Source organism: Alistipes sp. 56_sp_Nov_56_25 (assembly GCF_001915285.1).
GTDB classification, from domain to species: Bacteria; Bacteroidota; Bacteroidia; order Bacteroidales; family Rikenellaceae; genus Alistipes; species Alistipes shahii.
In genome coordinates this window covers 1-4,647 of sequence record NZ_MNQF01000043.1, presented here as the reverse complement: position 1 = coordinate 4,647, position 4,647 = coordinate 1, and the positions used below count along the sequence as shown (strand labels likewise).

Here is a 4,647-nt window from a genome sequence, read left to right as displayed (position 1 = left end):
AACGGTATCAAAATGCACATTCATGCAGCCGATCCCCGTATGTCTACTACAACCAATAAACTTGTGTTTTTGGATAGCGACAGGTCCTTGTATATCGACCTTTATTGCCGCACGATGTATCAGACTTCGGATGAAAAACTGAAAACCAATATTCGCTCATTGAAAACGACACCCGTTTCCCGGTCTGCTTTTTCCATTAACATAGCGACTGCACAATCTAACCCGTCAACGAATATGGTGCTGAAATTGAATCCCGTGAAATATCATTGGAGGGATGAAAGCGAATACGAAAGATTCAATATTCGTCCAGTGCAAAGCGGTGTGGAGGAATACGGTTTTTTGGCGCAGGAATTAGAAGCTATCATTCCCGGAGCAGTCGCCATGACAGAAGAGGGTGACCGTCTTGTCAATTATTCCGCCCTTATCCCGATTCTGACGGGCGCCATTCAGGAATTAACCGCGCGCGTCGCTGCATTGGAAAGTCAATTAAAAGCCGCCGGGAAATAGGAAATCATTGAATTTTGACGGAATTACATAAAACTGTTTTATGAAGAAAATATATTCGGTGATATTATTATTGGCTGTGATGCTGTCCTCTTGTACCAAAGACGAAACAGACATTATGACCGATGATAATTCCAACGCGCCGGCACTCGCAAAAACCCGTTCGGATGGAAGTGATATGGTAGAATATGAACTTTTACCGAATCCGTACACGGTTGATGTCATACAGGGAGTTTACGATTCGTATAATGTTTCTAAAACTATTGAACCGACGGATTTGTACGTCAGATTCTTACCGCAGGACAGTTTACAACTTATTGCCCTGAAAAACGATTATGACCTCGAACTGTTCGACTATCCGCTCAATATCGAACTTCCGGAAGATGCGGTTTATCAAGACCCGACTATTCCGGAGGGTAGTTTTACTTGGTTGTATACAACCGTAAAGCCAGACTTCGCATTTCCCAAAGAAATACCTTATGAGGTGATTGAAGAATGCTATATTCCGGCAGAAGATGAAACAATCTCACCCACTCGCGGGGGTATTATAAATGTGGAGGAAGCTGCTTTTTTAAGTCTTGGATACCCCCTTGAAGAACAGGAACCGGAAACTCGCGGAAAACGCAGACCGGAGGGAACTATCAGAGTTTACGATGATTATGCAGGTGCTTTTGTTCCGGTAAAAGGAGTTAAAATCAGATGCCATAGATTTATTAAATGGTCTACGACATTTACGGACGAAAGCGGCCATTATACAATGGACAGCAAATTCAGATTCGGACCGCATTACGCGATTGTTTTTGACAACAGGAAAGGTTTTGACATCTGGGGTAATTGGGGGCCGATTGCACGGGCCAATCTTAATATGGGTTGGCATAGTAACCGAGGACACTCACGCGATATAAATGCTGGAAGTTTTGCTTGGGATTGGGCGGCTGTTAATAATGCAACCTACGATTACTATAAAATGTGCGAAGAAACAGGAATTGCCAAACCGCCCCGTAATCTTAAAATTTGGGTTTTCAAACGCTGGACGACATCCTCGACACCTATGTTGCGCCGAATTGTACATCCTATTGGGTATAACGGTAATTCATCGTGGAAAAACTTTTTTATCAATATCGGTTACGGTACTCTTGCAACGGTGCTGAATCAAATGCTAAAAAAGGTTCTACCTGATATTACGATAGGAACAGGTGGACACTCTTACCGGAAGGTTTATGACGTTGTAAATCACGAGTTGTCCCACGCCAGTCATTTCAGTCAAGTAGGAAGTGCGCATTGGGCGAAGTATATCAGCTATATTATGACATACGGTTCTTATGGAAACGGGACGGGTAAGAATGCAGAACTTTGTGGAATTGGTGAAATGTGGGGTTACTCAATGGGACATATCCGGGCCTATGAAAAATACAATCCGTCAGGTCTTTTGGATGATTATCCGGATGTGCATACTTGGCTTAAACCTCATGTGTTTTGGGACCTGCAAAGGGATAAAGTATTAACTAAGAAGCAGATATATGATTGTTTGGTCGTTGGGGTCGATACCTATGACAGATTAGTCGCAAAAATGTACGAAAAATATCCCGAAAAGGCTGATGAGATCGAAAAGGCATTTACGGACAACGGGATTACCCCGAATGTCCCCAAACCTGATACCGGAGATTTGACGCATGATGCCTTTTATACCAACAAAACGGTTTCTTCGTCTTTCGTTTTTTCAGGGAATAATATTCTTACGCGGAATGTTACTGTAACGAATAGTGCGAAACTGACCTTTCGGGCCAACAAGTCTGTTACTATAAACTCTCCGTTTACAATTAATCAAGGCGCGCAGCTTGAAATAACTTGCGGTAATTAATATATTTAACAGGTTCAGGGACATTGTTCCCTGAACCTTTGTATCTTTACACGAAAACTATGGTCTATGAAAAAAATAATTTTTGCTGTTATCAGCCTTACTTTGTTCGTATCATGCAGAATATTTCATACTACCGAGCCGACCAATAGTGCACATTGGTACGTAAAAAATATGACTTGGAAACCAATTGTAATTAAGAAGCGTGATTTCAGGACGGAACGGCTATTGAATCCGGGAGATTCTATATCTGTTTTTCATAGATTACCTATGCAAAAATTGGGATTTCCCTCTTTTGATCTATTTTATGAATTATGGAACGTGAACGGGAATGGGGTGGAACAAAATCTGGATGTCCTGTCAGAAAATGGGCAATTACTTAAAACTTGGAAAATTTCGGATAAAAATGATCCGTCAGTAAGAATATTCCAAGAAACTTCATGGAGATTTTATCAAAAACCACAACTCCAACATGTATCTACTTGTGAGGTTGCATGGGTTTTTGACATTCTCCCCGCAGATATTGAGTAGTTCACAAATGCCATGAGTTTGTAATAAATTAAAATCAATCTATTTTGAAAAAAATATTCGTCCTATGTATAATCATTCTGGGTGGTGTCTCATGTGATCCACCTGAGCATTTAAAGACTCATTATACCTACTGGTATGTGAAAAACGCAACTAATGAGCCAATAAGTATAACAACTGTTCCCGGACATTTAATGTCGATATTAACAATTATTTCGGGTGATTCCGTCTGTTTTCATTCATTTTGTCCTCCGCAACATTGGGGTATTCCGTCTTTCAACGGCTTATATGACATTTGGAAAAAAACAGCGGTCCAAGATCAGCATACTGATATTCTTTCGAATGAAGGGAGCTTATTAAAGAGTTGGAATTATGCAGACCGAGACGCAGAGGAGCGGCAATTCTTCAATGAATCTTACTGGCGGTTATATATGAAAAAATATAGCCATAGCGACGAATTAAACTTTACATGGGTTTTCGATATTTACCCCACAGACATTAAGTAACTTACAAATGCCATGAAAAAGATTGCTTTCATATTTGCGATTACACTAATTAGCATATCATGCGACCCGAAGAAATGGGTGGCTACGCATGCAACTTCATGGTATGCAAAAAACAATACCGATCAGATTTTAATTATTACTACGTCACCGTTCATTGATACTGATGCTGTTGTCGATCCCGGAGATTCGGTATTAGTTCATAGCTTCAGTCCGTTTCAATATTTAGGAGAACCCACTTTTGACACATTTTACGATGCGTGGAACGGTAAGCCGGAACAAGAATGGTGTATAAGCATCTGTTCCAAAGATGGTCAATTACTGAAAATATGGAAATATATAGACCGGAACGCAGAGGGCAGACAATTCTTCAATGAATCTTATTGGCGGCTATATACGAAAAAATATAGTCATAGCGATCAATTAAACTTCTCGTGGGTTTTTAATATTCTCCCGGAGGACATTGCTCTTTTGTAGCTCCTCCGTTGATGACGCACACTTCACATTAGCAACAGGCCGGAATAAATGTTCCGGCCTGTTCATTTAGCGTGATATAGTCCGTTTTCGCCGTGGCTTTCGCTTGCGTGAAAGATTTCGGCGCATGGCTTCGAACTCCTCCTGTGACATGGGACCGTCCTCGGTGATCTGTCCCAGCAGGTCGTATTTGCAACCACTCCACAGTATGTTTCGCAAAGCTCAGAATCTCGATACTCAGAGCCTTTAATTCTCTTGTTCGCTGCTCCAACATAGCGATCTGATGCGGGATAGCGACGTTGGAAAAGTGCGAATTGACAGCCTTTACAATCTGATTATAGTTATTGCCGAGTTTCTGAAACTGAAAATAAAAGTCGTTCAGCCGGGCGATAAACTGCGTCTTTGACGGGTCGCGTTTGATGACGACGAACTCTTCTCCGAAAATGCGTTTTACGATAAACTGGCTCCTGTTATGCTCCAATCCGGACTTGCAGAGTAGCTTCTTGAAGCGGATGTGCTCTTCATTGAACCAGAAAGAGTACTTGTAGCTTGGTGTTTCAGATTTCCGGGCATTTCTGTTTGTCTGTTTTGGGTCGGTATTCATGATATCGGTTAAAAAGGCGTTCGACTCGGGAGAACGCCCGGCCTCGCAGAGCGAGCTCCTTTCGTATGCCGAAAAAATTTTCGGCATACAAAGGTACAGCTCGCTCCCATCTGGCGATGGGAAAAAGCCGCGCCGGAGAACTGCTATCGAAAGTTTGAAAACTCCTCCGCTACGGC

The 4,647-nt window shown here is 41.9% G+C and carries 6 protein-coding genes; 5 read left to right on the top strand and 1 reads right to left on the bottom strand.

Annotation, left to right across the window (positions count from 1 at the left end; genetic code table 11):
* The 5 genes from BHV64_RS08905 to BHV64_RS08885 all read left to right on the top strand — a co-directional run.
* The coding region (locus tag BHV64_RS08905; RefSeq protein WP_288115754.1) for a tail fiber domain-containing protein at positions 1-507 on the top strand (507 nt) is incomplete at its 5' end.
* Positions 508-547: 40 nt separating this feature from the next.
* Positions 548-2,365: a hypothetical protein gene (locus tag BHV64_RS08900; RefSeq protein ID WP_014776474.1), complete on the top strand. Its 1,818-nt coding sequence runs from the start codon at positions 548-550 to the stop codon at positions 2,363-2,365.
* A gap of 66 nt (positions 2,366-2,431) precedes the next feature.
* Positions 2,432-2,893, top strand: a complete 462-nt coding sequence (locus BHV64_RS08895) for a hypothetical protein (protein ID WP_009598106.1) — start codon at positions 2,432-2,434, stop codon at positions 2,891-2,893.
* 44 nt (positions 2,894-2,937) lie between these two features.
* The gene (locus BHV64_RS08890) at positions 2,938-3,396 is read left to right on the top strand and encodes a hypothetical protein (RefSeq protein ID WP_081488119.1); all 459 of its coding nucleotides are present in this window, start codon (positions 2,938-2,940) and stop codon (positions 3,394-3,396) included.
* A 12-nt stretch (positions 3,397-3,408) separates the two neighbouring features.
* The gene (locus tag BHV64_RS08885; RefSeq protein WP_042493819.1) at positions 3,409-3,870 is read left to right on the top strand and encodes a hypothetical protein; all 462 of its coding nucleotides are present in this window, start codon (positions 3,409-3,411) and stop codon (positions 3,868-3,870) included.
* Positions 3,871-3,898: 28 nt separating this feature from the next.
* On the opposite strand, the gene BHV64_RS08880 is transcribed toward BHV64_RS08885, so the two are convergent.
* Positions 3,899-4,647 (bottom strand): hypothetical protein (locus BHV64_RS08880; RefSeq protein ID WP_288115753.1); only part of this gene is annotated, 749 nt, incomplete at its 5' end.

Bases quoted from the DNA above. Each gene is read 5' to 3' on its own strand.
- BHV64_RS08885 (WP_042493819.1), top strand. From the start codon at position 3,409: ATGAAAAAGATTGCTTTCATATTTGCGATTACACTAATTAGCATATCA.
- BHV64_RS08895 (WP_009598106.1), top strand. From the start codon at position 2,432: ATGAAAAAAATAATTTTTGCTGTTATCAGCCTTACTTTGTTCGTATCA.
- BHV64_RS08900 (WP_014776474.1), top strand. From the start codon at position 548: ATGAAGAAAATATATTCGGTGATATTATTATTGGCTGTGATGCTGTCC.